The organism is Candidatus Kinetoplastibacterium galatii TCC219 (assembly GCF_000340905.1).
Lineage (GTDB): Bacteria > Pseudomonadota > Gammaproteobacteria > Burkholderiales > Burkholderiaceae_B > Kinetoplastidibacterium > Kinetoplastidibacterium galati.
Genome location: NC_020284.1, coordinates 377,555 through 402,404, shown reverse-complemented (window position 1 = coordinate 402,404; position 24,850 = coordinate 377,555). Strand labels below are relative to the sequence as shown.

19 protein-coding genes and 3 tRNA genes are annotated in these 24,850 nt (G+C 30.5%); 15 read left to right on the top strand and 7 right to left on the bottom strand.

Translation table 11 applies throughout. The features are described from left to right. Window positions 1-24: 24 nt before the first annotated feature. Both ST1E_RS01900 and ST1E_RS01895 read right to left on the bottom strand, forming a co-directional pair. The gene (locus ST1E_RS01900; protein WP_015389557.1) at window positions 25-495 is read right to left on the bottom strand and encodes a peroxiredoxin; all 471 of its coding nucleotides are present in this window, start codon (window positions 493-495) and stop codon (window positions 25-27) included. Between the two features lie 4 nt (window positions 496-499). After that, the gene (locus tag ST1E_RS01895) at window positions 500-901 is read right to left on the bottom strand and encodes an Mth938-like domain-containing protein (protein ID WP_015389556.1); all 402 of its coding nucleotides are present in this window, start codon (window positions 899-901) and stop codon (window positions 500-502) included. Window positions 902-1,230: 329 nt separating this feature from the next. Between ST1E_RS01895 and ST1E_RS01890 the strand changes: the two genes are divergently transcribed. After that, on the top strand, window positions 1,231-2,538 hold the full coding sequence (locus tag ST1E_RS01890; protein WP_015389555.1) for a homoserine dehydrogenase: 1,308 nt from the start codon (window positions 1,231-1,233) through the stop codon (window positions 2,536-2,538). Window positions 2,539-2,568: 30 nt separating this feature from the next. On the opposite strand, the gene ST1E_RS01885 is transcribed toward ST1E_RS01890, so the two are convergent. Next, complete coding sequence (locus tag ST1E_RS01885) at window positions 2,569-3,579, bottom strand: class 1 fructose-bisphosphatase (protein WP_015389554.1); 1,011 nt, start codon at window positions 3,577-3,579, stop codon at window positions 2,569-2,571. Between the two features lie 10 nt (window positions 3,580-3,589). Beyond that, on the bottom strand, window positions 3,590-6,295 hold the full coding sequence (gene pepN, locus ST1E_RS01880) for an aminopeptidase N (protein WP_015389553.1): 2,706 nt from the start codon (window positions 6,293-6,295) through the stop codon (window positions 3,590-3,592). Between the two features lie 201 nt (window positions 6,296-6,496). On the opposite strand from pepN, the gene tldD reads away from it, so the two are divergent. From tldD to purB, 4 genes are all read left to right on the top strand, one after another. Then, entirely contained in the window at window positions 6,497-7,957 is a 1,461-nt protein-coding gene (tldD, locus tag ST1E_RS01875; RefSeq protein ID WP_015389552.1) for a metalloprotease TldD, read from the top strand. A gap of 100 nt (window positions 7,958-8,057) precedes the next feature. Then, window positions 8,058-9,131: a 3-deoxy-7-phosphoheptulonate synthase gene (locus tag ST1E_RS01870; protein ID WP_015389551.1), complete on the top strand. Its 1,074-nt coding sequence runs from the start codon at window positions 8,058-8,060 to the stop codon at window positions 9,129-9,131. Window positions 9,132-9,279: 148 nt separating this feature from the next. Continuing rightward, window positions 9,280-10,419 (top strand): tRNA 2-thiouridine(34) synthase MnmA, encoded by a 1,140-nt coding sequence (gene mnmA, locus ST1E_RS01865; protein WP_015389550.1) that lies wholly within the window; start codon window positions 9,280-9,282, stop codon window positions 10,417-10,419. A gap of 82 nt (window positions 10,420-10,501) precedes the next feature. After that, window positions 10,502-11,899, top strand: coding sequence for an adenylosuccinate lyase (gene purB / locus ST1E_RS01860; RefSeq protein WP_015389549.1), 1,398 nt, complete (start codon window positions 10,502-10,504; stop codon window positions 11,897-11,899). A 9-nt stretch (window positions 11,900-11,908) separates the two neighbouring features. On the opposite strand, the gene ST1E_RS01855 is transcribed toward purB, so the two are convergent. Together ST1E_RS01855 and ST1E_RS01850 are read right to left on the bottom strand one after the other, a co-directional pair. Then, a tRNA-Met gene (locus ST1E_RS01855) sits at window positions 11,909-11,985 on the bottom strand. A gap of 101 nt (window positions 11,986-12,086) precedes the next feature. Further along, window positions 12,087-12,173 (bottom strand) — tRNA-Leu (locus tag ST1E_RS01850). 69 nt (window positions 12,174-12,242) lie between these two features. On the opposite strand from ST1E_RS01850, the gene rnr reads away from it, so the two are divergent. The 4 genes from rnr (at window position 12,243) to ST1E_RS01830 (ending at window position 15,967) form a co-directional block, all read left to right on the top strand. Continuing rightward, window positions 12,243-14,495 (top strand): ribonuclease R, encoded by a 2,253-nt coding sequence (rnr, locus tag ST1E_RS01845; protein ID WP_015389548.1) that lies wholly within the window; start codon window positions 12,243-12,245, stop codon window positions 14,493-14,495. Between the two features lie 82 nt (window positions 14,496-14,577). Continuing rightward, a complete protein-coding gene (rlmB, locus tag ST1E_RS01840; RefSeq protein ID WP_041185965.1) occupies window positions 14,578-15,333 on the top strand; it encodes a 23S rRNA (guanosine(2251)-2'-O)-methyltransferase RlmB in 756 nt (251 codons plus the stop codon). A 200-nt stretch (window positions 15,334-15,533) separates the two neighbouring features. Further along, on the top strand, window positions 15,534-15,806 hold the full coding sequence (locus tag ST1E_RS01835) for an HU family DNA-binding protein (RefSeq protein WP_015389546.1): 273 nt from the start codon (window positions 15,534-15,536) through the stop codon (window positions 15,804-15,806). A gap of 85 nt (window positions 15,807-15,891) precedes the next feature. After that, window positions 15,892-15,967: transfer RNA gene (locus ST1E_RS01830), tRNA-Val, on the top strand. Window positions 15,968-16,021: 54 nt separating this feature from the next. Here the strand turns inward: ST1E_RS01830 and argF are convergent. Then, window positions 16,022-16,960 (bottom strand): ornithine carbamoyltransferase, encoded by a 939-nt coding sequence (gene argF / locus ST1E_RS01825; protein WP_015389545.1) that lies wholly within the window; start codon window positions 16,958-16,960, stop codon window positions 16,022-16,024. Window positions 16,961-17,195: 235 nt separating this feature from the next. On the opposite strand from argF, the gene rdgB reads away from it, so the two are divergent. The 6 genes from rdgB (at window position 17,196) to ST1E_RS01795 (ending at window position 24,838) form a co-directional block, all read left to right on the top strand. Next, window positions 17,196-17,870 carry an RdgB/HAM1 family non-canonical purine NTP pyrophosphatase gene (gene rdgB / locus ST1E_RS01820; RefSeq protein ID WP_326924009.1) on the top strand — a complete coding sequence of 225 codons (675 nt, stop codon included), beginning with the start codon at window positions 17,196-17,198 and terminating at the stop codon, window positions 17,868-17,870. 7 nt (window positions 17,871-17,877) lie between these two features. After that, entirely contained in the window at window positions 17,878-19,095 is a 1,218-nt protein-coding gene (gene hemW, locus ST1E_RS01815; RefSeq protein WP_015389543.1) for a radical SAM family heme chaperone HemW, read from the top strand. A gap of 90 nt (window positions 19,096-19,185) precedes the next feature. Beyond that, window positions 19,186-19,962: a ferredoxin--NADP reductase gene (locus tag ST1E_RS01810; protein ID WP_041185963.1), complete on the top strand. Its 777-nt coding sequence runs from the start codon at window positions 19,186-19,188 to the stop codon at window positions 19,960-19,962. 18 nt (window positions 19,963-19,980) lie between these two features. Next, on the top strand, window positions 19,981-20,367 hold the full coding sequence (locus ST1E_RS01805) for a Rid family detoxifying hydrolase (RefSeq protein WP_015389541.1): 387 nt from the start codon (window positions 19,981-19,983) through the stop codon (window positions 20,365-20,367). Between the two features lie 113 nt (window positions 20,368-20,480). Next, a complete protein-coding gene (recG, locus tag ST1E_RS01800) occupies window positions 20,481-22,487 on the top strand; it encodes an ATP-dependent DNA helicase RecG (protein WP_015389540.1) in 2,007 nt (668 codons plus the stop codon). Between the two features lie 302 nt (window positions 22,488-22,789). Then, window positions 22,790-24,838, top strand: coding sequence for a carbon starvation CstA family protein (locus ST1E_RS01795; protein ID WP_015389539.1), 2,049 nt, complete (start codon window positions 22,790-22,792; stop codon window positions 24,836-24,838). Window positions 24,839-24,850: the final 12 nt, after the last annotated feature.

The window sequence follows — 24,850 nt, the reverse complement described above, 5'->3', positions numbered from 1 at the left end:
CTTGATATTATATATTAATTATAACTATCCAAGATTTATTTTATTTAAAAAACTTAAAACATCTTGAACATGATTATTTACTTTCACAGATCTCCATTCCTGGATAATAAAACCTTCTTTATTTATTAAAAATGTTGTTCTATCTATACCTATGTAAGTCTTACCGTACATCTTTTTTTCTTTAATTACATTATATAAATTACATACAACTCCATCTTTATCTGAAATTAAAGGAAAAGTTAGATTAAGCTTATTGATAAAATTATTATGAGATTCAATAGAATCTCTAGATATACCAAAAACTAGCGTATTTTTTGTTAAAAAATCTTGATAATATTTCTGAAAATCGATATTTTCTCTTGTGCAACCCGAAGTGTTATCTTTTGGATAAAAAAATAAAACTATGTTTCTTTTATTTATATAATCTTGCAATTTAAAAATACCACTAGTACTTTTAGATTCAAATACAGGAGCCAATTTTTTTAAATAATCCATAATTTTAATCTCTAATTATTAGTGCTGTTAATACTTGTCTGTCTTGCATTAACATAGCATTATATGTATATATGGCTGATGATGTTTTCATTATTTCAATTCCTATACCTAGGACTGGTATGCTGTTTATTATAAAATCATTTCTCGCAACATATTTACTGCCAGCTCCTATCAATATAAATTCTACTGGTTTTTGCAAGATTTCTTGGTATCGGAGAGATTCAAGCATATTAATGAGAATCTTACAATCTATGTCAAGTACATTTACTATATCCCATTTCAATATTTTGCCGCTATTACTAAACAATATATTATCTGTGTAAGCGATTCCATTAATATTTATCGAGCCTTCTTTGTAAGAATTTATAACATTGTTAGATGTATAATCTTCAGAATGTAACTTCAAGCATATTTCCTTAAAAAGGTTAAAATACTAATACTTATATGTTTCTCGTGATATTATAAGAACGTAGATGATATTTCGAAAATGCATATATTAGAAATTGATCGCATGTTAAAAGATATAGTTTCCGTGAATGAATATTGTACGCTTATTGTTACTAAATATTAAAAGTAAATTATATGAATTTTTATTTATAATATTTTATAGGTAAAACTAACAGTTAGATATATGGATTCTAAATATCTATAGATTTGTAATCATGTTTTTTTATGATTTTCATATTATGTAGCATATTTTGCCTTAGAGTATTTTATAAAGGATAGGTATATTAAATGAACTCTGTTAAAGTTGGTCTACTTGGTATGGGTGTTGTGGGTAGTGGCACATGGACTGTTTTAGAAAGAAATGCAAAAGAAATAGCCCGTCGCGCTGGTAGTACTATAGAAATAACTAAAATCGCTGCGCTGAATGTTGAACATGCTAAATCACTAGTCAATAATAAAGCAATAATAACTAAAGATGCATATGAAATAATAAAAGATCCAGACATAGACATAGTTGTTGAATTGATTGGAGGTGACGGAGTAGCTCTGGATCTAGTTATGGCTGCTATTGATAATGGAAAACATGTTGTTACCGCTAACAAAGCTTTATTAGCTAAGCATGGTAATAAGGTTTTTGCTAAGGCATCAGAACATGGGGTGATGGTTGCTTTTGAAGCAGCAGTGGCTGGTGGGATTCCTATTGTTAAATCAATAAGAGAAGGTCTAACAGCTAATCGTATAGAGTTTGCGGCAGGTATTATAAATGGCACGACAAATTTTATTTTATCAGAAATGCGTTCTACAGGATTACCTTTTAAAGAAGTTTTAAAACAAGCCCAAGAACTAGGATATGCTGAAGCTGATCCAACATTTGATATTGAAGGTGTAGATGCTGCTCATAAATTAACATTACTAGCGTCTTTGGCTTTTGGTATTCCAATACAATTTGAAAAAGCATATATAGAAGGCATTTCAAATTTATCTTCAGATGATATAATTCATGCAGAAAAATTGGGTTATCGTATAAAATTATTAGCAATTACTAAGCGCAGAGAAGACGGTATAGAACTTAGAGTTCATCCATCTCTTATTCCTTCAGGATGTTTGTTGTCTAATGTGGAAGGGGCTATGAATGCAGTACTTGTAAAAGGTGATGCTGTTGGTCCAACGTTATACTACGGTCAAGGAGCTGGCGGAGAGCCAACTGCTTCTGCAGTAGTTGCTGATTTAGTAGATATCACAAGGTTACATACTGCTGATCCTGAAAATAGAGTTCCACATTTAGCATTCCAGCCTGAGTCATTATGCAACATACCTATATTGCCAATTGAAATGGTATCCACCTCTTATTATTTACGCATGAGGGTTAAAGATAGGCCAGGGGTATTGGCAGACATATCTAAAATATTGTCAGATCTTAATATATCTATTGGGTCAATGATACAACAATGCTCTGATAAGGATAGTGAAGCTGATATCATATTCATAACACACGATTCTATTGAAAAAAACATAAACATATCCATCAAGAAAATTGAATCTTTAGAATTTATGTGTTCTAAGATTACTCGCATAAGAATAGAGGATATTAGCTAATCAATTATAAACACCTACTTATATTAATATTTAGTAGGTGTTTATATAGGAAATTAGTAATTTACTAACTTCGTCACTAGATCCTAATATTACGCTAGTGCGTTGATGTAATTCTTTTGGAACAATTTCTAAAATCCTTTTACTCCCATTAGAGGCAATTCCTCCTGATTGCTCGACCAAAAATCCCATAGGATTTGCTTCATACATTAGTCTTAATTTTCCAGGAATACTAGGATTTCTGGAATCCCATGGATATAGAAAAATACCACCTCTAGTCATAATTCTATGGACATCAGCAACCATCGATCCTGTCCATCTCATATTATAGTTTTTTGATAAAGGACCATCAGAACCTTTTAGACAATCTTGTACATAGTTATATATGCATTTATCCCAATATCTTGAATTAGATGAATTTATAGAAAATTCATTTGTATACTTAGGTATTTTCATGAATTCATTGGTAAGAATCCATTCGCTTGTTTCTTTATTAAGGGTAAAATTATGCACACCCTTACCTAAGGAAATTACAAAATTAGTTTGTGGTCCATATATAGCATAACCTGCTGCTATCTGTTTTATGCCTGGCTGTAAAAAATCATTAATAATTATTTCCTTATTATTAATTTTTCTATTAATTTTCAATATAGAAAATATTGTCCCTACGGAGATATTGACATCTATATTTGATGATCCATCTAAAGGATCAAACAATAGCAAGTAATCACCAGTTTTATAGTTATCTGGTATTTTATAAAAAGCCTCCATTTCTTCTGAAGCTAAGCCAGAAAGACTACCTATGCAATTATTTTCATGTATGATAATATCATTAGCTATAATATCTAGCTTTGTTTGTGTTTCCCCCTGAACATTTATTTTGTTATTTTTCCCAAAAATATCGTTCAAGTTTCCTTTGTCTAATATACTACTAATTTTTTTACAAGAGATTGCTATATTTTTTATTAAATTAAACAGCTGATGGTTATTTATTAGCGATATGTATTTTTCAGACAAGAATTCTAGAAGCAAATTATTATTCAAATCACTCTCCTCATTTAATCTTTAATGATTTCTCAACTATTTCAAAAACATTTCTAGACATATCATTCCTATTATAAATCTCTAAGAGAAATGTTTGTGCTTTATCTTTTAGATTAGGAACCAAACGTGACCAATTATCCAAAGCTCGAACCAATCCAGATGATAATTCTTGATTTAAAGAATCAATAATTATCACTTGATCTGACCAAAAATTATATCCTGAACCGTCTTGATTATGCATTCCTCTTGTATTGTTCATGCAAAATTGAAATATTAAAGAACGAACTCTGTTTGGATTTTTATATGTAAAAGATTTATTAATCATGAGTTCTTTAATATCATTTAAATTTTTCTTCCTAGAAGAAGCCTGAACTGAGAACCATTTGTCCATTACAAGATTATTTGTATACCATTTATTATAGAAAAAAGACAATGCTTTATTGGATATGTCTGAATCACTAAAATCTACAATATTTGACAACAATTCAATACAATTTGTCATGTTTTTAGATTTATAAAAATCTTTTTCAAGAATATTACAAATATCAGAGGCTTCACTAGCCATTATGTATTTTATAGCTAAATTTTTTAACATTCTCTTATTGTATAAATCTATAGAGTACGAACCGTCATGATCTTGATTTTCCGTGAATATTTTTATCCATAAAGGTAAAAGATGTTCTCCTATTTTCTTAATCAAGAAATCACGAGCTAAAGCTATAGCAGATGGATTAATGATAAGTAAACGCTCTGCAATCGTTTTCTCATTCGGAATAGTTAATATTTTTGCTTTATAACCATGATATAAATTTTTATTAACCAGAATTTTATTGTATACGTTTATAAACTTGCTACTAATCTTTAAATCTAATCCACGATTAATTTGATCTAATAAATTCATCACCTGAATCATAGATAATTCTTGGAAAGCTTCCCATTTTGAAAAATAGTCATTATCATGCAAAGATAGAATCTCAAGATCATTATATTTATAGTCATATTCAACTTTTACAGGGGCTGAAAAATTTCTTAATAGTGATAAAATAGGTAAATCAGATATTTCTTCGAAAATCCATTTTTGTTTTTTTTGAAATAACTTTAAGGTAATAGTCTCATTATTTATAGATAAATTTTCACCTTTAGAGATAACTTTATATGAAATACCATTTTTATCAAGTAAAGAAATAGAGAATGGTATAAAAAAAAGGCTCTTTTTCTTTATTTTTTCTTTTTCAGATCCTACCTTTTTACAATGCTGCGATAGGGTTATAGAACAAGTTTTCAATTTGTAGTCATAATTCATTGTTACCTTGACAATAGGTGTTCCAGCTTGTGTATACCAATTCTTAAATCTTTGAAAAGAATTGTCATGATTATCTATATGGTATATCGATTCTACTATATTAATAAAATCGTCACATGTAACTGCTTTACCATCATACAACTGAAAATATTTATCCATTGCTAGAAAGAACTTTTCATTTCCTAGCAAAGTGTGCTGCATCCTTATTATTTCAGCTCCTTTTTCATATACAGTTGAAGTATAAAAGTTACTTATTTCTTTATAACTATCTGGTCGGACAGGGTGAGCCATTGGCCCTGAGTCTTCTGGGAACTGATTCGAACGTAAATATATAACATCATTTATACGTTTTATAGCACGTGCACTATCTGATTTTCCACCACTCAAGTTTCGAGATATCATATCAGAAGTGAACTCTTGTTCTCGAAATACTGTTAAACCCTCCTTAAGGCTAAGTTGAAACCAGTCCCTACAGGTAACTCTATTACCGGTCCAATTATGAAAATATTCATGGGCAACAACAGATTCTATATTATTATAATCAGAGTCTGTCGATATTTCATTGCTTGATAGAATATATGAGGAATTAAATATATTTAATCCTTTATTCTCCATAGCTCCCATATTAAAATCACGCACAGCTACTAACATAAATCTATCAAGATCCAATTCTAGATTATATTTTTCTTCATCCCATTTGATGGCATTTATTAGTGATTGCATAGCCCATTCTGTATAGCAGATTGGTTCTTCGCTATATATTTGCAAGTCAACGCTACGGTTACTTATGGTTCTTATATTAGTTTCTCTAATATTGAAATTACCAACTGCCAGAGCAAATAAGTAACTAGGCTTTGGAAAAGGATCTATCCATTTTGCCTCAATTGTATTATGACCAATATTTTTTTTATATAATAAATTACCATTTGATAGCAGTGTTGAATATTTTTTGTCTGCTCTTAGCGTAACAGTATATCGTGACATAACATCTGGTCGATCAGCAAACCAGGTTATTCTTCTGAATCCTTCTGGTTCACATTGAGTAAAAAAATTACCGTTTGATGTGTATAATCCCATCATTGAAAAATTCTTATCAGGAAAACATTCGCTTGTTATCTTGATAAATGATTTGCTTGGGATATTCTTAATTATCAATATATTTTCTCTAATAATGTATTGATTATCGTCAAGAATTATATCATTAACAGATATATCTAATAATTTTATTTCTTCTCCTTGTAAGATTATATTATTGCAATCTTCGAACCCAGATTTACGTTCTACATACATTGTATTTATTACTTTAGATACTTTTAAATTTAGATCAAATTGTAAATCTATTCGATCTATTAAGTATGGGTATGGTTTGTAATCTTTTAAATTTACTGTACAAAAGGATCTATGATTATTCATTTTTAATAGTTATTATTTCTACTGTTGGTTATAAGTAATACTTCAAATTCTATTTATTAAATATGTAATTTATTTTGTTTTTCTCATATTACATACATAATTGACGAGTATCATGATAAAAACATAAGAAAATCACTATAATAATTCCTTACATAATTTTTATAATAACATTTACTATTTAACAGGCTATTAAATTTTAATATGAATACAAGTAGCGCTAATGAATCATTAAATATAGCAAAATCTAAATTATTAGAGCCATGGAATATAACAGAAAATATAATTACTAATGCTATTAATAACATAATAACTAAGAATGTTGATTATGCGGACATGTATTTTCAACATACATCTCAGGAAAGCTGGAGTTTGGAAGAAGGTATAGTAAAAAATGGTAATTTCTCTATAAACAACGGAGTCGGCATACGAGCATTAAGTGGCGAAAAAACTGCCTTTGCTTACTCTGATTCGTTATCTTATGAAGATATAATAAATTCAGCAAAAACTGTACAAGCAATAACAAATTCTGGAACAAATGGCTCAAGGATATATATTCCTCCTTCAAATGGATACAATCCTAATAAGTTATATAGTAATCACAATCCAATTGATAGCATGAAAACTAGCCAAAAAATTTCTTTATTAGAAAAAATCGAAAAAATGGCTAGAAAAATGAGTTCTAATGTTTCTCAAGTTATGGCTAGCTTATCATCTGAGATAGACATAGTAGTAATAGCTGGTAGTGATGGTCGTTTTATTTCTGATATAAGACCATTAGTAAGAGTTTCAATTACAGTAATAGCAGAAAGCAATGGTAGAAGAGAAGTAGGTAGATCCGGAGGTGGAGCCAGAACTGATCTTTTATATTTTTCTGATGAAATTTTAATGGATTACGTTAAACAAGCTGTTCATGAAGCTTTAATAAATTTAGAAGCTATTCCAGCCCCAGCAGGAGAAATGACAGTAGTCCTGGGTAATGGGTGGCCCGGAGTATTATTACATGAGGCTGTAGGTCATGGATTAGAAGGAGACTTCAACAGAAAAGGATCAAGTATATTTTCTGGACGCGTAGGGGAGAAAGTAGCTTCTAAGGGAGTAACTGTAGTAGATGATGGCACGATTCCAAATCGTAGAGGATCGCTTAATATAGACGATGAAGGAAATATAACAAAGAAAAATATTTTAATTGAGGATGGCATATTAAAAGGGTACATGCACGACATAATGAATTCTAATCTGATGGGGGTGCTCCCCACTGGTAATGGTCGTCGTGAATCATTTGCTCATATTCCATTACCAAGAATGACAAATACTTATATGCTCGGAGGCATGAACGATCCGAAAGAAATTATCTCTTCTGTAAAAAAGGGATTGTATGCTGTTAATTTTTCTGGCGGTCAGGTTGATATAACTAGTGGAAAATTTGTTTTTTCAGCATCTGAAGCATATATAATAGAAAATGGTAAAATAACTAATCCTGTTAAAGGGGCAACTATTATAGGGAGCGGTCCTGATGTTATGCAACAGATATCTATGATAGGTAATGATTTATCACTAGACTCAGGGGTTGGTGTTTGTGGTAAAGATGGCCAGAATATACCTGTCGGTGTTGGTATGCCTACTGTGCGCATAGATAGACTAACAGTAGGAGGAACAGGTTAGTTTATAAAAAATTTAATTTAATTTTCTAAAGAATTTACTCATGTGCTAGAATTAGTTAGAGAAATTTTAAAATATTGTAATTATATCATGGAGCAATATAGTGTCTCATAATACAGATGACCTTCGTATACGTGAAATTAAAGAATTAAATCCTCCTGCCGCTGTAATGAAAGAATTAGAGTGTACAAAGGAAGCATCAGCGGTAGTGCACTCAGCAAGAGAGGCCATACATAAAATATTGTATGGTATGGATGACAGATTAATAGTTGTAGTTGGTCCTTGCTCTATACATGATGAGACATCTGCTTTAGATTATGCTAAAAGATTAAATGAAGTTAGAAAAAAACTTAAGAAAGAATTAGAAGTTGTGATGCGAGTGTATTTTGAAAAACCTCGTACTACTATTGGATGGAAAGGTCTAATCAACGATCCGGATTTAGATGATAGTTTTAATATAAATAAAGGCATACGTATAGCAAGAAGATTATTGTTAACAATAAATGGTTTTGGATTGCCAGCAGGTTGTGAATACTTAGACATGATAACTCCACAATACATAGCTGATCTTGTTTCTTGGGGAGCTATTGGAGCAAGAACTACTGAAAGCCAATCTCACAGAGAATTAGCCTCCGGTTTATCTTGTCCTGTAGGTTTTAAAAATGGTACAGACGGTAATATAAAAATAGCAATTGATGCAATAAAAACCGCTTCACAACCTCACCATTTTTTGTCAGTGACCAAAGGAGGTCATTCTGCAATAATATCCACAGAAGGTAATGAAAACTGTCATATTATCTTAAGGGGAGGCAAAAAACCTAATTATGATGCTGAAAGTATTCAAAACTCATGTGAAGAACTCGGGAGAGCTGGTCTTGCTTCTAGAATTATGATAGATGCCAGTCATTCTAATAGCAATAAAAATCATAACAATCAACCCATAGTAATAGAAAATATCTCTAAACAACTAGAAAACGGAGAGTCAAGAATAGTTGGTGTTATGATAGAAAGTTTCATTGAGTCAGGAAGACAAGATATGAGTAATGTACAGGATCTTGTTTATGGAAAAAGTGTTACTGATGCTTGTATTGATTGGGATACGACCGTTAGTGTCCTAGAACGTCTAGCTAAAGCTGTTAAAACTCGTAGACAAGTTTTAGCGCATGAACATGATTAATAAAATATATAATATAGATTAATAACTTGTTTTTATATAAGTGTTATTTATGAGTTTTAATGTAATTATTTTGCTTTTGTTTAAATCATTTTCGCTAGAATATTACTGGAATGTAGAATTTATTATGTTGTAATTATAAAAATAATTTATGAAGAATAATATTGATATGTTTCTTTTAAATAATGCAGATAACATTAAAAATAAGTTAGTAATAGTAGGGATGTCTGGAGGAGTGGATTCTTCTGTTGCAGCTTGGATTCTTAAACAAAGTGGCTGTAAGGTTGTTGGTTTGTTTATGAGAAACTGGGAGGATAACGAGTCATCTAATTGTACATATAAAGATGATTTAATAGATGCAGCCAGTGTAGCTGATAAAATAGGTATAGATTTTGAATATATAAATTTTTCTAAAGAATATAAAGATAAAGTTTTCTCGATTTTTTTAGAAGAGTACTCATTAGGCAGAACTCCAAATCCAGACATATTGTGTAATTCAGAGATAAAATTTCGAGTATTTCTTGACTATTGTTTGCAACTTGGAGCTCAATACATAGCTACTGGTCATTATGCTCGCATAAGAAAGATGGGTTATAAATACCATCTATTAAAAGCAATAGACCTAAAAAAGGATCAAAGCTACTTTTTATATAGACTAAATCAGGAACAATTATCTCGATCCATATTTCCTCTAGGAGAAATGGAGAAAACAAAAGTTCGAGAAATCGCTAAAAAAATAGGGTTACATAATTTCAACAAAAAAGATTCTACTGGCATATGTTTTATTGGAGAAAAATTATTCTCAACATTTTTAGAAAAATTTATCCCGACAAGAAAAGGAGATATTCTAACTATTGATGGAAAAAAAATAGGGACCCATAAAGGAGTTCATTTCTACACTTTAGGTCAGAGAAAAGGCCTTGGCATAGGCGGAATAAAAAATTATACCTCCTTACACAACTTTGATGCTGGTGCTTGGTATGTAGCACGTAAAGATTTAAAAAATAATATAATTTATGTGGTTAGGGGTAGAGAACATCAATTATTAAACTCAAGTCGATTACAGGCTGCTAATGTCCATTGGATAGATGAGTCGATGCCAGCTATAAAGAACATTACATATCATGCTAAGACTAGATATAGACAAACAGACTCAGAGTGTAAATTATTAAACTTAAACAATGATGAATTAGAAATGGTTTTCACAGAAAAACAATGGGCTATAACACCAGGCCAGTCAGTTGTGATTTATGATGATAATATTTGCATGGGAGGAGGGATAATTTATTAATTCCCGTCTATTAATGTTTTTTATAAATTCTAATAAAATAACTTAATGAATTTAAATATTCTAAGATATAAGGGTAGGCAATATGGATATTTCAAAACAACTTAATGCAATTTCTCCATTAGATGGTAGATACTCTTCGTATGTAGATATTCTTAGACCACTACTTTCAGAAGCAGCTTTTATGGCTCATAGAGTTGAGGTAGAAGTTGCCTGGTTGATTAATTTGGCAGATTCAAATCTTCCAGGACTAAAATGTTTTTCTGAACAATCTAAAGAAAAGTTAAATTCTTTAGTGAATAATTTTTCACTAAAGGATGCTGAAAAAATAAAATCTATCGAGAAAACAACTAATCATGATGTTAAAGCTGTAGAATATTGGTTGAAAGAACAGATAATTAATTCCGGTAATAAGGAATTGATAGATGCTATAGAATTTATTCATTTTGCTTGTACATCAGAAGACATTAATAACGTATCTTATGCGTTAATGTTATCTAGAACACGTGACAATGTTATATTGCCAACAATAAAAAAATTAACCGATAAAATCGCTAATATAGCAAAATTATATAGTTCTCAACCAATGTTATCTAGGACTCATGGTCAACCGGCTAGTCCAACTACAGTTGGAAAAGAATTAGCGAATGTTGTTGTAAGATTATGTCACGCAATTGAAAAAATAAAAAATGTAGTTATATTGGCAAAACTTAATGGAGCAACAGGTAACTATAATGCTCATATAGCTACATATCCAAATATTGATTGGAAATTTTTAACTAAAAATATAATAAAAAAATTAGGGCTTACTCAAAATACCCACACTACTCAGATAGAACCACATGACTGGATAGCAGAATTGTTTGACTCAATATCTCGCGTGAATACGATTATATTAGATCTAGATAGAGATATTTGGGGGTATATATCTTTGGGGTACTTTAAGCAAATACCTAAAGAAGGTGAAGTTGGTTCTTCAACAATGCCTCATAAAATAAACCCAATAGATTTTGAGAATTCTGAAGGCAATATAGGACTTGCTAATTCGTTGCTAAGGCATATGTCTGATAAATTACCGGTATCTAGATGGCAAAGAGATTTAACAGATTCTACGGTATTGCGTAATATAGGAGTAGCTATAGGTTACTGTATTATTGCATGGGAAGCATGTCTGAGAGGTTTAAATAAATTATCAATCAACAAAGATTCTATCGATAATGATTTAAATAACTCATGGGAAGTTTTGGCAGAACCAATACAAACAGTAATGAGAAGGTATGGGATAGAAAAACCGTACGAGCAACTTAAGGAATTAACGAGAGGAAAGAGAATTAATAAAGATGATTTACGTGTTTTCATTACTAAGTTGAATATCCCATCAGAAGCAAAAGAATATTTAATATCTCTCGAACCAAGATCATATATAGGATTATCTGAAGGACTTACCTTGGATTTGGATAATGTTTTGGGAAAGATTAAATAAAAGGGACAGTGGTGGCGCATCCCTGACTCGAACAGGGGACCTGCGGATTATGATTCCGTCGCTCTAACCGACTGAGCTAATGCGCCACTTTCACGACAATTCGATTCTAACATAATTATTTGAATGTATAATAATAATTTTACAAATAAAAATAATAAATATTAAAAATATAATATAGAAAACTCTATGGTGCCCAGAAGAGGACTTGAACCTCCAAGTCATTAAAGACACATGGACCTGAACCATGCGCGTCTACCAATTCCGCCATCTGGGCAAGTTTGAATAATTAGAACAAGCTATCAAACAAAACCTAAGCGATAAATTATATACGGAAATACTAACATTGGCAAAATTAAAAGATACAAAATTAAAAGATATTAACTATACTAATACAAAAACATTACCATATTCTAATAGCATTTGGGCAGATCCACATGTTCCAAGTCGCGAAGATATTTTATCAGTCATAAGAGAAACTGGAGTTATTGTTAAATCGGAACTAATAAATATTTTTTCTATAAAGGATGAAACAACCTTATTAGGAATAGATAAACGTTTATTTGCTATGGAAAGAGATAGTCAAATTACTATAGATAAAGATGTTCTAAGAGAAAATAAAAAAACTAAATTCATATATGGTCAAGTAATATATACAAAATCTGGAAATGGGTTCTTAAAACAAGATATTAACAAAAAAAACAACCTATATATTTCACCAAAAGAAATGATGAAAGTTTTTCACGGGGATTGGGTAAATGTTAAAAAGAAAGTGAACTCAAAAACAAAAAAAAATGAATTTATTATAGTTGAGGTTGTAAAAAGATCCACAAGCAGACTATTAGGGAAAACTATAATAGAAGAAGGTTTATCTCTATGTATCCCTATAAATAATAATATTAATAGAAAAATAATCATAACTAATTCTAGTGATTTTAACTTAAAAAATGATTGTGTGGTTTGTATAAAAATTACCAGACAGCCATCACAACAATTCCAACCACTTGGCGTTATAACAAGTTTTATTGGAGATATACACGAAAATCAAATAGAAAACAAAATAGCTATAGAAAATTTTAATATTCCTAATCTTTTTTCAAAAGAAACTATCAATCAGTCTGAACTTATATCAAGCGATATAACAGAGTATGATTTAAAGACTAGAACCGACCTACGCAATTTGCCATTTATAACCATAGATGATGATAATGCTAGAGACTTTGATGATGCTATTTATTGTGAAGAAATATGTGTTAATCAAGGCAACAGAAAAAAAACCTCATACAGACTATTTGTCGCAATTGCTGATGTTAGTCATTACGTTAAAAAAGATAGCGTTTTAGATAAAACAGCTTTAGAAAGAGGTACTAGTATTTACTTTTCGAATGAAGTGATACCGATGTTGCCTGAAAAATTATCTAATGATATATGTTCATTATTGCCTAGAAAAGATAGATTAGTTTTAGTATGTGAGTTATTAATTTCACCAAAATCATCAGATAAAGAAATCAGAGATAACTGTAAATTTTATGAAGCAATTATAAATTCAAAAGAAAGATTAACTTACAATAAGGTTTTAGATATCAGAAATGGTGTAGATATTACACAAGATGCCTTAATTAATAAAAATATTAATGATCTAGGCAAATTATTTAATATTCTAATAGAGAAACGCATTGATAGAGGCGCAATCGACTTTAATATACAAGAAACTCAAATTTTATTTGATAATAGCGGAAAAATTTCTGATATAGCGCTCAGAAAAAGAAATGACGCTCATCGGATTGTTGAAGAATGTATGTTGTTGGCTAATACTTGTGCTGCTTATTTTATAGAAAAAAATAAATTTGAGTGCATCTATAGGATACACGATAAACCTTCTAGAGAGAGTATAAAAAATCTAAAGATATTCCTAAATCACATAGGAATAAATGTATCAAATAATCTTAACAAACCAAAACATTATCATAATTTACTTGAATTAATATCCAACCATCATAAATTTAACATATTACAGACACTATTACTGCAATCACTACAGACTGCTACTTATAGTGTTGATAATATTGGACATTTCGGACTTTCATATGATTTATACACTCATTTTACTTCTCCTATAAGGAGATATCCTGATTTAATTAATCATCGCATAATAAAAAACATAATTTATCATCATGATAGATGCTCTAATTTAAATAAAACACAACCTGTTTATTCATATGATGAGTTAGAGGTGATAGCAAGTCTTACATCATCTTATGAAAGAAGGGCTTTTGAGGCATCAAGATATGCTGATAATTGGTTGAAATGTGTTTTTGCTCAAAAATTTGAAGGTGAGTCATTTTATGGTGTAATTTCTGCTGTAGTAAGCACTGGTATTTTTGTTACTATAGATTCTTTAAAAATAGATGGTTTTGTACCTATAATAGAATTAACAAATAAATTTAAACTTAATAAAGTATTAAAATACATAGAATGTGATATATCTAATAAACGTTATCAGATCGGCGATACTGTACAGGTAAAAATAAATAAAGTTGTCATTGAATCAGGACAAATATATTTATGTATCTTGAAAGATTTCACTGATAATAAATAGCTTGATTATGTAAAGATTATAGCGATAATTGACATGTTTAGAATAATTCTAATGCATTCTATAAATTTTAGGATTTAAATATATGTCTTCCACGCAAACTATGATTGGTTTCCATTCTGTATTAATGAGATTAAATCAAGACCCTGCTTCTATAAGAATAATATATATAGATAGTAAACGAAAAGACAAAAGGACCTTAGATCTTATTAAAAAAGCTGAGGAAAATAAATGTGAACTATGTTACGTTGAGTCAGATAGGCTAAATAATTTATCTAATGGTGTAAAAAATCAAGGTGTTGTGGCAGCTTGCATCAAGTCTAATACGAAAATCGCAAGTATAGAAGATGTGCTTGATTCTAATAGTGAAAATCCTTTGTTATTAATTCTTGATGAAATAACAGATCCACACAATTTGGGATCATGTTTTCGTTCAGCTAATGCATCAGGGGTCGATGCTATAATATCCCCTCGCGATCGTTCAGCGAATATTACTAATCCAGTAGTAAGTAAAGTGTCTTGTGGTGCCTCTGATACGGTGCCCTATATATCAGTGACAAATCTTGCAAGAACTATGAGATTACTTAAGGATTATGGAATAACACTAATAGGAACTGATAGTAATGCTTGTAAAAGCATATATGAAGTAAATACAAATAGACCAATAGCCTGGGTTGTTGGTTCTGAAGGTAAGGGAATGCGCCGGTTAACAAGAGAAACGTGTGATGAAGTTGTCAAAATTCCTATGATTGGTAATGTAATGAGTCTAAATGTAGGAGTTGCTACAGCCATCTGTCTGTATGAAACAGTACGTCAAAGAAAATTTATAAATATATTGTAACAATTTAGCTAAATAAATATCAAAAACAACATTTTAAATTTATTTATGCTTGACATCGTTATTAGTAACAATGCCTAATAATGGTTATAGATCTAAATTGTGATATTTAAATTTCACATGCAGTATGCATGTTAATGTTTAGTTGAGATTGTAATCAAGCTTCAATACTCCAGTCTTCAAATTTTTAAAGGATAATATAAATGAATAAAACAGAACTCATTGATCACATTGCTGTTAATGCCGGTATATCAAAAGCATCAGCTAATAGAGCTATAGATTCTTTTCTAGATGCTATTAAAAACACAATGAAAAAAGGTGATACTGTAACATTGGTAGGTTTTGGTTCTTTTGCTGTATCAACTAGAGCAGAAAGAACAGGACGTAATCCACGTACCGGTGAAACAATAAAGATCAAAAAAACCAGAGTTCCTAAATTTAAGCCAGGCAAAGCCTTAAAGGAAGCAGTAAATTAATAAGTATTGAAAAATATGCTTGCTATTTTATAGATTAAGTGTAGAATGTGATGTTATCTTGAGTTGTGGCCTTGATTGAGAATTAGGGTGCTTAGCTCAGTTGGTAGAGCGGCGCCCTTACAAGGCGTAGGTCACAGGTTCGAATCCTGTAGCACCCACCAAACAAGAATAAAAATGCCTATAGTTCTTTCATTGAATATAGGCATTTTTATATATTAAAGTTTCCCTAGTATAAGAAATTCCATTAATGCTTTTTGTACATGCATGCGATTTTCTGCTTCATCCCATACGACACTCTGAGGGCCATCTATAACACTTGCGGTTACTTCCTCACCTCTATGTGCCGGGAGACAATGCATAAATAAAGCATCACTGTTTGCCATGGACATCATACTATCATCTACTATCCAATCAGCAAAAGCTTTCGATCTTTTTACATTTTCGGATTCATAACCCATGCTTGTCCAGACATCGGTCGTCACGAGATCAACATCTCTACATGCTTCTCTAGGGTCATTAAATTGCTTTAAATAAGAACTTGAAACATTTCCTACTATGGAACTATCCATCTTGTAGTCGGCAGGAGAGGAAAAGTGTAGTGTAAAACCAAGAATTTCAGCTGCTTGCACCCATGTATAAGACATATTATTAGCATCGCCGATCCATGCTATTTTTTTTCCAACTATAGAGTCTCTATGTTCTAAGAAAGTAAATATATCAGCTAAAATTTGACAAGGATGGAATTCATTAGTCAAACCATTGATAACTGGTACACGTGAATGTTTAGCAAATTTCTCAATTCTAATCTGATCAAAAGTTCTAATCATTACTATATCAACCATTCTAGATATAACTTTAGCTGTATCTTCAATCGGCTCTGATCTTCCAAGTTGAGAATCATTATTTGTTAGATTGATTACGGATCCTCCCATTTGATACATTCCGGCTTCAAAAGAAACTCTAGTTCTTGTACTAGCTTTCTCAAAAATCATAGCTAGTGTACGATCATGCAAAGGCATGTGTGTTTCATAATTTTTGAATTTTGATTTAATCAAACTAGCACGCTTTAACACATAAAGAATTTCTTCTTTTGTTAGATCTTTTAATTGTAGAAAATGACGTATATTGACGTTTTTACAAGAATGTTCTTCCATAGTTATATTACCATTAATAAATAATTACATCTTGCATACTGTTATAAATAATAATAAGTTAAAATGACTCAACAGATTATTAATTAGAATACTATAAATATATACATAAAAAATTATTATAATATTCAATAATATTAATTATACGTAACAAAATATTTTTAATAAAGGATAATAATCTAATGGAATTAGAAACTATTCTTGGAAATAGAGCATGTGATATTATTAAGTAGTTTTAATAATTAGTATAAGATTAATAAAAATTAATAGAAAATTATATTTTCTGCAATCAGAAGAAGTTTTAGATGGAATTAAAAAAATTAACAAATTAGTTTTAGCTTCTACAAACCCTAACAAGATTAAAGAGTTTGTAGATATTTTTTCAAAAAATACCATAGATATAATACCTCAAAGCAAATTTGGTATTAATGCTACTAACGAAAAACATATTACTTTTATAGAAAATGCAATAGAAAAAGCTAGACATATTTCTAGATTAACTAATCTGCCAACAATAGCAGAGGATTCTGGTTTATGTGTTGATGCTTTAAATAATTATCCTGGAATATTTTCAGCTAGATATGCTTTATTAGATAAACCGAATAGCAGGATTTCTAATAATAATTTATTAATACGAAATTTAAATAATATAGATAATCGTAAGGCTTACTATGTAAGTGTTATTGTTTTCCTAAATAATCCCGACGATCCTACTCCATTGATTTCTGAAGGAAGATTGTATGGAGAGATAGTAGATGAGCCGTCAGGAAATAATGGATTTGGCTATGACCCACATTTTTACTTACCAAAATTTGGAAAGACAATAGCGTCAATGACCATGAAAGAAAAAAATTTGATAAGCCATAGATCTATTGCAGTAGGCAAATTAATAAATAAAATTATGCATGCATAGTAACTTCATGATTACAATTCCTATAAAAATAGAAAAGAAAAATAACAATATAAATTCTGATAATGATATTTTTATAAAAACTCTCCCGCCATTATCTATTTATGTACATATCCCGTGGTGTGTTAGCAAATGCCCATATTGTGATTTTAATTCTCATAGTAAAGATCCAAGTAATATTGACGAAACAATATTTCTAGAATCTTTACGATGCGATTTGGAGCAATCACTGGCACTGATATGGAATAGATCTATTATCTCTGTTTTTATTGGTGGAGGAACTCCTAGCATTTTATCAGTTAAAACTATAGATAAAATACTAGAAATGCTAAGAACATATCTAAAGATCTTACCAAATGCTGAATTAACTATGGAAGTAAATCCTGGTACAGTTGATTCATTAAAAATGAAGGGATTTAAAGAGAGCGGTATAAATCGTTTTTCTATAGGTGTACAAAGTTTTGATAACAATAATTTAAAAAAAATAGGAAGAATACATGATAGACAAGATGCATTAAACTCAATTTCTTGTGCACAGAATTTAGTGGAAAATGTAAATATTGATATAATGTTTTCATTACCTGGTCAGACTATTGATAATTTTGTAAATGATTTAAATTTAGTGAAATCATTCAATACTAAACATCTTTCTATATATCATCTTACAATAGAACCTAATACATTTTTCTCAAAAAAACTACCAATAGATCTACCTGCTGAGGATACCTCGTCTGATATGGAGGATTTAATAGAATCAGAATTGGGAGAAATAGGAATGAAGAGGTATGAAATATCAGCTTACTCAAAGGACAGATTCAAATCAATACATAATGTAAATTATTGGACATTTGGTGATTACTTAGGTATAGGTCCTGGTGCGCATAGTAAAATATCTTTTCATAATAAGATAATAAGACAGAAAAGAATTTATAATCCTAGTTTATGGATGAATAAAGCTATGAAAATGAATAATAGCCATATCATTGATAGCATTTATATTTCAAATGAGGAACTTCCTTTTGAGTTTATGTTAAATGTTTTAAGACTAAAAGACGGTGTCAGCAAACAATTATTTAAATTTCGTACTGGGTTGTCTGTTGATATAATGAAAGAAAAGCTGAATATAGCTTATGAAAGAAAGTTATTATCTAAAAACAGTGAAAAATTTATAGCAACACCTCTTGGATGGAAATTTCTTAATGACCTTCAAGCAATTTTTATAAGATAAATACAAATACAATATAAGTACACTATTACTTAAAATTATATTTTATAATCGAATTATAGTTATAAATCTTATATGAAATATGAAATTGCAATGAATAATATAAATATTGAAAAAATTATAGATGTCCATCATTGGAGTGAGAAACTCTTTTCTTTCAGGACAACTAGAAACAGATCATTCAGGTTCATCAATGGACATTTTGTTATGATTGGATTAATGCTTAATGACAGGCCATTAATGAGAGCTTATAGCATAGCTAGTGCTAATTATGAGGATTATTTGGAATTTTTAAGCATAAAAGTCCCCAATGGACTATTAACATCTAAATTAAAACAATTAAAAACTGGTGATGAAATATTTGTGAGCAATAAGTCTGTCGGCACTTTAGTTACTGATAACTTAAAACCAGGAAAAAGATTGTTTCTATTTGCAACAGGAACAGGACTAGCTCCTTTTTTAAGCATAATAAAGGACTACAAGATTTACGAGATTTTTGAAAAAGTAATTCTTATACATTCAGTAAGATCTATAAATGAATTAGCCTATAAACAAATGATAGAAGAACAATTACCAAACAATGAACTGATTGGTAGTGAGGTAAAAGAAAAATTAATTTATTATCCTACTGTTACCAGACAAGATTTTTATAGCAATTCTAGGATAACTAATTTAATAAATTCTGATGAATTCTTTAATAAGACAGGACTATCAAACATAGATTGTAAAACCGATCGTGCTATGATTTGCGGTAGTCCTCAAGCTTTGATGGATATAAGCAAAATCTTAGATGAACTAGGCTTCAAGGCTTCTTCAAATGTAAATGGAGTTGGTGATTATGTAATAGAAAGAGCTTTTGTTAATAATTAATTTTTAAGGTAAATTTTTATGAATAAACAAATAATTCACACTGATAAAGCGCCAGCTGCTGTAGGACCATATTCTCAGGCAGTATCCTGTTCTCCTAACAAAATGGTATTTTTATCTGGACAAATAGGCTTAGATCCAAGCACAGGAAAACTTGAAGACAGAAGCTTTGATCTACAAGTTAAACAAGCTTTTAAAAACATGATATGTGTTATAGAGGCTTCAGGAGCATCTTTAGATAATATTATTAAAACTACTTTATATTTAACTGATTTAAGTAAATTTGAAACAGTTAATAGTATAATGTCTGATTTGTTTCCAAAACCGTTCCCAGCTAGAACTACTTTAGAAGTATCTAGTTTACCAAAAGGTGCGAAATTTGAGATTGAAGTTATACTATCAATGTAAATATAGAGTAAATTATTTCAAGTATTTTTGTAATCCAATATATTGATATTTATCATAAATTGAGTATTATATGGCTATTAAAAGTACTGGAACATATTTAAATCTTAAGAAAAATGGGATTAAATGAACAAGATAGTTTAATTCTTCATATGCCGTTTCGTTATGAAAATGAAACGGCTGTGACAAAAATAGAAACATTACAAAAAAACTCTTATTCTATTGTTGATGGAATTATTAGAGATGTCTATATAAAGTATCATAATAAAAAAAAGAATCTAATTATTATATTGACAGATGGAAGTGGAGATTTGCAATTAAGGTGGTTTCACTTCCATGAATCTTATTTCAAGAATTTTATCGTCGGTAATAAAATAAGAATTGGTGGTGAGATAAGAAAAAACTTCTTAACTACTGAAATTATACACCCTAAAATATACGACCGTCATAAAGATTTATCTAAGTTTTTAACTCCAATATATCATTCAATTAAAGGCATGAGTCAGTTAAAAATTAGAAAAAAGATAGCAGATTTAATTAATAAGCAAAATATATGTGACACTTTACCAGAAAATATAATTAAATCATTTAACTTGATGACTTTTTCTAGTGCTATAAGAGCTATACATAGTCCATCTATAAATATACCAATTAATTCACTATTACAAAAAACACATCCAGCTTGGTTCAGGATAAAATTTGATGAATTATTAGCAAATCAATTGTCTTTAGAAATCTCGCGAAATATAAGAAAAAAAAACAAAGCAAGATCCCTACAGGCAAATAAAGAATTCTGGAATAATGTAAAAAATCTTATAAATATAACTGGTATTGATTTAACAAAAGCACAAAAAAGAGCTATAAAAGAAATATCTTTTGATTTAACTCATGGCTATCCTATGTATCGTTTATTGCAAGGAGATGTTGGTAGCGGTAAGACAATAGTTGCTGTTATTGCTGCCTTACAAGCTATAACAAACAAAACACAAGTAGCTATAATGACTCCTACTGAAATATTAGCAGAACAACATTATTCTAAAATAAGCCTGTGGTTTTCTAGACTAGGAATAAATACAGAATTAATTACAAGCAGTAAATCTATTAGAGAAAGAAATATTATTAAAGACAACGTATTAAATGGGAATATTAGCCTAATTATTGGAACACAGTCCTTAATACAAGAATATATAAAATTCAAAGAATTAGGGTTATCGATAATAGATGAAGAACATCGTTTTGGGGTAGAACAAAGATTATCTTTGTATAAAAAAGGAGCTGAAAAAGAAAATGAAACTATATATCCTCATTTATTGTCAATGAGCGCAACACCAATACCTAGAACGTTGGCCATGGCATTTCTATCAGATATGGAGATTTCTATTATAGACGAGCTTCCTCAAAACAGAAAACCAATAACTACAAAATTAATATCAGATGATCGTCGTGAAAAAGTATTAATGCATGTCGCATCATCAGTTAGAAATGGAAATCAAGCTTACTGGGTTTGTCCGTTAGTGCACGATACAGAGAAAAATGATCTACAAAATGCAGTTAATACTTTTAATCATATAAAAGATAGATTTACAGATTTAAATATTGGATTAATACATAGTCAAATATCTGGCCAAGAGAAAGTGAATACAATGAAATCATTTCGAGATGGCGATTTAGATATCTTAGTGGCTACCACTGTTATAGAAGTTGGTGTTGATATTCCCAATGCCTCTATAATGATTATAGATCATGCAGAAAGATTTGGATTAGCTCAACTCCATCAGTTACGTGGTAGAGTCGGTAGAGGAGATGTTGAGTCCACATGTGTTTTATTATATAAAAATCTTTTATCAACTATTGCAAAATACCGATTAAAGGCAATGTTTGAAACATCTGATGGATTTGAAATAGCAAGCCGTGACTTAAAGATACGTGGACCTGGAGATTTTCTTGGAACCAAGCAGTCTGGAATTAGTCTACTAAAATTCTGCGATTTAGACAATGATGTTAGAATTATAGAACTAGCCCATAGGGCTGCTGACATTATATACAACAAATATCCAGAATTTATGAAAAAACATTTAGATAGATGGCATAAAAGCGTAATCGATTCACAAACAAATAAATAATATATCTTTGTATAAACATTATAACAATAATTTCAAAAATTCCGTGCATTCGACAACACAGTACCATATAATTCTTCAATATTCATTGGAAGTTTTATTATGGGAGAAAGATATTATAGACAATCAAATAGATATCCGTAGGTTTTAAAATAGACTTAATTAATATGGTTTCATAAAGTTTCTTAAATTTTATGAAAGTATTTTATTATATCCTTGTAACAACACACCCCTCTGAGAAAAAATTACTCTTCTCAGAATCTAAGCCTCGTAGGAATTATTTCGTGCGAGAGGAGTCAATTATTATGCAAAGTAGTAGGAGGAGCTTTAGTAAGCACCTAATCTGGATAGCCATTTCAATTCTAGGCGCATCTTCTCTGGGAGTTATTGCTTTAAATCGCGGTGAAACTATAAATGCTTTGTGGCTTTTAACAGCTTCTGTGTGCGTATATTTAATAGCTTATAGATATTACAGTAAGTTTATTGCTGAGAAAGTTTTCCAGTTAAATCCCAAGCGTCTAAGTCCAGCTTGGAGATTTAACGATGGAATAGATTATGTTCCAACCAATAAACATATACTATTTGGTCATCATTTTGCAGCAATAGCAGGTGCTGGACCATTAGTAGGACCAGTATTGGCTGCACAAATTGGTTATTTACCAGGAATGTTATGGATTCTTGCTGGTGTGGTTTTTATTGGAGCTGTTCAAGACTTTATTGTTTTGTTTATTTCAACAAGACGTGATGGTAAATCATTAGGTGAAATCATAAAATCAGAGTTAGGTCCAGTACCTGGATTAATAGCTCTATTTGGTACATTTATCATAATGATTATAATATTAGCTGTATTAGCACTTATAGTTGTTAAAGCTTTAACACACTCTCCTTGGGGAGCTTTTGCTGTATCATCAACTGTTCCGATTGCTCTGTTTATGGGAGTTTATTTACGCTACATTAGACCAGGAAAAATTGGTGAAATATCAATTATTGGGTTTGCCTTGCTAATGGGAGCAATAGTATTTGGGCAAGAAGCCATGACTAATCAAACATTGTCATATATATTTGATTGGGATGGAAAAACTCTTACATGGATATTAATTGGTTATGGTTTCATAGCATCTGTATTGCCTATATGGTTATTACTTGCCCCTCGTGATTACTTATCAACTTTTTTAAAGATAGGAACAATACTAGGTTTGGCTGCAGGTATAATTATTGTAGCACCAGAGATCAAAATGCCTGCATTTGTACCACAATTTGCTGATGGCAACGGTCCTGTTTGGTCTGGTAAATTATTTCCATTCTTATTTATTACAATAGCATGTGGCGCAGTTTCTGGGTTTCATGCCCTGATAGCATCAGGCACTACTCCAAAGCTAATAGAAAACGAGGTTCAAACAAGATATATTGGTTATGGAAGCATGGTGATGGAATCTTTCGTCGCTATCATGGCTTTGATAGCAGCTTGTATAATAGATCCAGGTGTGTATTATGCAATGAATAGTCCAGCTGCTTTCATAGGAACAACTCCAGAAGAAGTTGCACAAGTTGTCTCAAATTGGGGTTTTGTGATAAGACCAGATGAATTAGTACAGATTGCTCAAAATGTTGGTGAGCCAACTATTATTTCAAGAGTAGGTGGTGCTCCTACTTTAGCTGTTTGCATGGCTCATATTTTTCATCAATTAATTGGTGGTCCTTCTATGATGGGTTTCTGGTATCACTTTGCTATATTATTTGAAGCATTATTTATATTAACCGCAGTTGATGCTGGAACTAGATCAGGTAGATTTATGTTGCAAGATCTTCTAGGAACATTTGTCCCTTCATTGAAGCGTACTGACTCAATTTTTGCAAGCATATTAGCAACTAGCTTTTGTGTGGCATCATGGGGATATTTTTTATATCAAGGTGTAGAAGATCCTTTAGGTGGTATAAATACTTTGTGGCCATTATTTGGAATGGCAAATCAGATGTTAGCAGCTATAGCTTTGATAATGAGTACAGTTATTTTGTTTAAGATGAAACGAGACAAGTATGCATGGGTAACAATAATACCAACTGTATGGTTATTGATATGTACGTTATGTGCTGCATGGCAAAAATTATTTGACATTAATCCTAATGTTGGTTTTATATCTCACGCAATGTTATATAAAGAAGCAATTACTCAAGGAAATATATTATTTCCAGCTGGATCAATTTCAGAGATGCAAACAATAATTACCAATGACTACGTAAATGCTACCTTATGCTCTCTATTTATGCTAGTTGTTATAAGCTTAATGTTTTACGGAGTTAAATCTATATTAGAAGCAAGGAGAAATATTAATCCAACATGTATAGAATCTTAGACTATAGGGAAA